Genomic DNA, 2,151 nt, shown 5'->3' with positions numbered 1-2,151 from the left:
GGGCGGAAGGTGCCTAGGGCGATGGTGGTGGTGAGGAGGGCGGTGGCGAGGAGGATTGCGCTGGCGATGAGGAGCCAGTCGGCGGGGCCGAAGTGTTGGCGGCGGGCGAAGGTACGGGGGACGCCGGCGTCGAAGCCTCGGGCGTCCATCGCCACCGCGAGCCGGGTGCCCCGGCGGATCGCCCCGACCAACAGGGTGAACGCGGTTGAGACGAAGAGCCGCAGCCGGGCCACCGGATTGCGGCCGGCCTGCACGCCCCGGGCCCGGCGGGCCATGGTGATCATCTGCCATTCCTGGCCGAGCAACGGGAACAGCCGGAACGCGGCGAGCGCGCCGATCGCGAACCGGGCTGGTGCCTTCGCGTTCTGCACCAGCGCGTCGGCCAGGTCGGTGGGGTCGGTGGTGGCGAAGACGATCACTCCGGGCAGGGCCACCGCGAACAGCCGCAGCACCAGGCCGAGCGCGGTGAGCAGCACGCCCGAGGTCACCATGACCGGCCCCGCCTCGAACAGCACCCGGCCCGATCGGTCGGCGGCGAAGAGCAGCAGGGTGACCAGGATGCCGCCCGCTCCGGCCAGCAGCGGCCAGGCCCGGCGTAGCAGGTCGCGGGGGTGCAGGCCGAACAGCGGCAGCACCGCCAACTCCACCGCGATCGCGATGGCCGGCGCGACCGGGTCGAGCGTCGTCATCAGCGCGAACGTGAACAGCAGCGCCGCCGCCAACTTGGCCACCGGATTGCGGCGGGCCAGTGGGGCGTCCGGCCGGGCGAGCGGTTCGAAATTCATCGCAGGGCCGCCGCCACGGGTGGGCGGTCGAGGATGACGGCCCGGTCGGCCAGCGCCGCCACGAACTCGGCGTCATGGGTGACCGTGACCAGCGCGTGGCCCTCGTCGCGCAGGTCCGCGAAGAGATCCACCAGTTCCCGCCAGGTCCGGCGGTCCTGGCCGAATGTGGGTTCGTCGCAGATCAGCAGGCGGGGTGCGGTGGCCAGGGCGGTCGCCACACTCAACCGCCGCGCCTCGCCACCGGAGAGGGTGTACGGGTTGGCTCCGGCGAGCCGGGTCAGTCGCAGCCGGTGCAGCAACTGGTCGACGCGGTCGCGTACCGCCGCCTCGGTCGCTCCGGTCCGGCGTGGACCCAGCGCCAGTTCGTCGAAGACGGTGCTGGTGACGAACTGGTGCTCGGGATCCTGGAAGACCGAACCGATCCGGCGGGCCAGTGCGGGGGCGGGCCAGCGGTGTGGGGGAGCGCCGGCGTCCGGGCCGCCCAGCTCGCGGCTCGCGGTGACCCGGCCGGTGCCGGGCTTGAGCAGTCCGCCGAGCAGCAGCGCGACTGTGGACTTGCCGGCACCGTTCGGGCCGAGTACGGCGAGCGCCTCGCCGGCACGTACCGCAAGGTCGGTGGCGGCCAGCCGGGGCGGCAGGCCGAGCCGTTCGGCGGCGAGCAGCACGTCGCCGGCGGGCCCGGCGGCCCGCCGGGGCGGCACGGGGCGGCCGGGCACCCAGACGCCCTCGTCGGCGAGCGCCTCGCCGTGCGTGCCGAAGACCAGCTCCGGCGTGCCGTCCGCGCGGACGCCACCACCGGGTTCCAGCACGACGACCCGGTCGACGAGCGGCAGCGCCTCGGTGACCCGGTGCTCGACCAGGATCAGCGTGGTGTCGTCGCCGACCGCGCCGGCGACCGCCGACCGGACCAGCGCGGCACCGGCCGGGTCGAGATTGGCTGTCGGTTCGTCGAGCAGCAGTACGCCGGGGCGTAGGGCGAGCACCCCGGCCAGCGCGAGTCGCTGCTGCTCCCCGCCGGAGAGCGCCGCGGTGGGCCGGTCGCGGTGGTACGGGAAGCCGACCCGGGCCAGGGCCTGGTCCACCCGGGGCCAGATCTCTCCGGACGGTACGCCCCGGTTCTCCAACCCGAACGCGACATCGTCGCCGCATCGGGCCATCACCAGTTGGGTCTCCGGATCCTGGAACAGGATGCCGACCTGCTCCCGGGCCTGCTGCGGTGGCAGACCGTCGACCTCGATGGTGCCCTCCTGCTCACCGGAGTCCTCCGGCAGCAGCCCGGCCAGCGCCGCCAGCAGCGTGCTCTTGCCCGCGCCGGAGGGCCCGAGGAGCAGCACCCGCTCCCCACGCTCCACCCGCAGGTCCACCC

At 74.4% G+C, this 2,151-nt stretch carries 2 protein-coding genes; both read right to left on the bottom strand.

The features are described 5' to 3' along the window. Window positions 1-785, bottom strand: a 785-nt coding sequence (locus C1I93_RS30300; protein WP_111246654.1) for an energy-coupling factor transporter transmembrane component T family protein, incomplete at its 3' end; no start/stop codon positions are given. After that, window positions 782-2,149: an ABC transporter ATP-binding protein gene (locus tag C1I93_RS30295; RefSeq protein ID WP_111246653.1), complete on the bottom strand. Its 1,368-nt coding sequence runs from the start codon at window positions 2,147-2,149 to the stop codon at window positions 782-784. The genes C1I93_RS30300 and C1I93_RS30295, both read right to left, overlap by 4 nt. Window positions 2,150-2,151 lie beyond the last annotated feature (2 nt).

It is taken from the genome of Micromonospora endophytica, from assembly GCF_003236305.1.
Lineage (GTDB): Bacteria > Actinomycetota > Actinomycetes > Mycobacteriales > Micromonosporaceae > Micromonospora > Micromonospora endophytica.
Note: the sequence above shows the minus strand (reverse complement) of the source record. Positions and strands in the feature narration are given on the sequence as shown.